Annotated in this window: 2 protein-coding genes; both read right to left on the bottom strand. The window is 63.1% G+C overall.

Going from position 1 to position 3,064, the window contains the following annotated elements:
• Window positions 1-58: 58 nt before the first annotated feature.
• Window positions 59-1,537, bottom strand: coding sequence for a phosphoribosylformylglycinamidine synthase subunit PurQ (locus EWM57_RS20755; protein ID WP_129923209.1), 1,479 nt, complete (start codon window positions 1,535-1,537; stop codon window positions 59-61).
• Window positions 1,538-1,539: 2 nt separating this feature from the next.
• On the bottom strand, window positions 1,540-3,064 hold a 1,525-nt coding region (locus tag EWM57_RS20750; RefSeq protein WP_242510164.1), incomplete at its 5' end, for an AIR synthase-related protein.

The following is a 3,064-nucleotide window of genomic DNA, read 5'->3' as shown; positions in this document are numbered from 1 at the left end:
GGGTGAGTAGCCTCACCCCCGGCCCCCTCTCCAGGGGGAGAGGGGGAGCCAGGGATTATTAATTTTTTATGGAATGCAGAAGCAGAGCCGCACTGATTTTTTGTAGCACCGTGGGCAGATGATGGAGTACCTGACCGTTGGTGAATCGCAGCACATGGTAGCCTACCCCTTCCAGTTCGTAAGTGCGGCCGGTATCGTATTTGGCTTGTCCGGCCTCGTCGTGCACTTCTCCATCCACTTCCACAATCAGGTTGTGCTGAGTGCAGATAAAGTCCACGATGAAGCGTCCAATGACGTGCTGCCGACGGAATTTGGCATCGTTCAGCTGCCGGTTTCGTAACGCTTGCCACAAAGCGTCTTCCGCCGGAGTAGATTCTCGCCGCATCTGCCCGCTAAACGTCTTCAACCGCTCATACCACAGCTTTTTATCCGCCGTCAGTCGAGGCCGACTACCAATTTCCTGTTGAGCTTCTCCAGCGGCGGCCCTTCCGTCAGGCTCCCCCTCTCCCCCCGGAGAGGGGGTCGGGGGGTGAGGCAACGACGCCACGTGCTCCACAATGTTGCGAAACAGCTTTAGCCCGTCGCCTTCCTCGGAAATCGACGGCGTGGCACGCTTGCGCCGGGCCCAGTCGGGGTGGTTGTAGAGCGAGAGAAACGCCTCGGGGTGGGGCATCAGCCCGAATACCTGGCCGGTGGGGTCGGTCAGGCCGGCGCAGTTCAAGGCGGCACCGTTGGGGTTGTGCGGGTACACGTCGGTGGGCGAACCGTCGAAATCGGCGTAGCTCAAGCAGTTCAGGCCCTGCTCTTCGATGGCGGCCAGCGTGGCGGCATCTTTGATGATAAGACGACCTTCGCCGTGGCGCACGGGCACTTCCAGCGTGTCGAGGCCCTTGAGGAAGGGCGAGTTGGACTCGGGGTTGACCTTGAGCGTCACCCAACGGTCCTCGTAACGGCCCGAGGCGTTGTGGGTCAGGGTCACTTCCGGGGTCACGGCCCCGCTCAGGTTGGGCAGCAAGCCCAGCTTGACCAGCACCTGAAAGCCGTTGCAGATGCCCAGCACAAACTTGCCGTTGGCAATAAAGTCCTTGATATCATCCAGCAGGGTGCGGCCCGCGGCGTTGCGGCGGTAGCGCAGCTTGCCCGCCAGCACCACGCCCGAGCCGAGGTCGTCGCCGAAGCTGAAGCCGCCGGGAAAGTTCAGAATGTCGAAGTCGTGGATGCTGACCTCACCGTGCAGGACCTGGTTGAGGTGCACGATGGTAGCTTCGGCGCCGGCCAGCGTATAGGCCGCCGCGAATTCCTCCTCGCAGTTGATGCCGAAACCGGTCAGAATCAGGGCCTTAACTCGTTTTTGACGTGTGCTATTGGGGGTTTGGCCCGCGGCGGGCAGGGGCTCGGCGGACTCGTGACCGGGGTCCACGCTTTTGAAGCCGGGCAGTTGGATGCGGCCCGCGGCGTCCGTCACTTCGTAGCCCGGATCTTCGGGCTGGGGCCGCGGGGGCGTGTGCTGGTCGGGCAGTTGGGGGGGCTGTTCCATGGTTATTGCTGGACTTCGTGCTGGCCGAAGCCGATAATTCGGTTCACCGGACCATTGGCCCACTCGTGGCGCAGTACCGCGGTGCTGGCCGAAATCAGGCTGTTGCCCTGGTGCTGCACCCGCAGCTGCCCGTCTTCCGTCACCACGCCCAGGTAGTAGGCCCGGCCGCCGAAGTGCTGCTCAAACGCGTCCTCGTCCTCGGGCGCTACCGTCACCAGGAAGCGGGAGTGCGACTCACTGAACAGCAGCGCCGCCACTGCCAGCTCCCCGGCCGGGTCCAGGCCGGCATCCAGGTCAACGTCGGCTCCGAAGCCGTAGCCAAACGTGGCCTCGGCCAGGGCCACGGCCAGCCCGCCGTCCGAGAGGTCGTGGCAAGACTGAATCAGGTGCTGGTCGTTGGCCTGGCCCACGAGTTCATACAGGGCCTTAGCTTCAGCAAACCGTACCTGGGGCACGTTGGCACCCAGCTCGCCGAACAGTTGATAGAACTCCGAGCCGCCCAACTCGTCGTAGGTTTCGCCGAGCACATAAATCAGGTCGGCGGCCTGCTTGAAGTCGGAGGTGATGGTGCGGCGCACATCCGCGATTTTGGCCGTCATCGAGTACAAGACCGTTGGAGGCACCGAAATCTTGACCCCGTCGGCCTTGAAGTCGTTTTTCATCGAGTCCTTGCCGCTCGTGAGCGGAATGCAGTAGGCGGCCGTGGCGTCGCGCAGGGCCTGGCACATGCGCACGAGCTTGGCCAGCTTGAGCTTGCCGTCGGGGTTCATGACGGAGTCGTACACCGAGTCGGGCACGCAAAAGTTGTCGTTGACGGACCAGAAGTTGCCGTCGGCGTAGTGCAGGTTGGGCAGCTTGCCGCCCACGGCCACAATCTGGCGCACGGCCTCGTCGAAGGCCCCGGCCGACATGTGGTAGGCGTCCAGATCCCCGAACCGGGGCAGGATGCCGTTGCTCACGGCCACGCCTTCCCAGGTTTCAAAGTTGAAGCGCACCACGGCGGCATCCTGCGGGGCCTGGCCCGTGGCGCCCATCAGCGGCTTGATAATGGTGCGGCCCTTCACCTCGTGGTCGTACTGCCGGATAACCGACTCGCGGGAGCAGATATTCAGGCTGCCGAGCAGACGGTACAAAACGTCGGTATAGTTGAGGTCAGCGGGCAGCGTGGGCTCCTGCACCGCCGGCTTCTGCCACTCGGCTTCCAGCACCTTGCGCGGCACGCCGTTGTGCAAAAACTCCATGTCGAGGTAGGCCACCGGCTCGTTGTTGAAGCGCACGTCCAGAAAGCCGGCGGCGGTGAAGTAGCCGATATCGGTCAGCTCCACTTCCATTTCCCGGCCCAACGCCAGCAGCTCATCCAGCTTATTGGGCTCAACGGCCAACGAAAACCGCTCCTGCGACTCCGACACGAAGATTTCCCAGGGCCGCAGCCCGGGGTATTTCAGCGGTACCTTTTCCAATTCGACTACCGCGCCTCCGCTGATGGTGGCCAGCTCACCGATGCTCGACGAGAGGCCGCCCGCGCCG

It is taken from the genome of Hymenobacter persicinus (assembly GCF_004167665.1).
In the GTDB taxonomy this organism is placed as follows: Bacteria; Bacteroidota; Bacteroidia; order Cytophagales; family Hymenobacteraceae; genus Hymenobacter; species Hymenobacter persicinus.
Note: the sequence above shows the minus strand (reverse complement) of the source record. Positions and strands in the feature narration are given on the sequence as shown.

Excerpts from the sequence above, each read along its gene's own strand:
- EWM57_RS20755 (WP_129923209.1), bottom strand. The coding sequence starts at position 1,537 with ATGGAACAGCCCCCCCAACTGCCCGACCAGCACACGCCCCCGCGGCCC.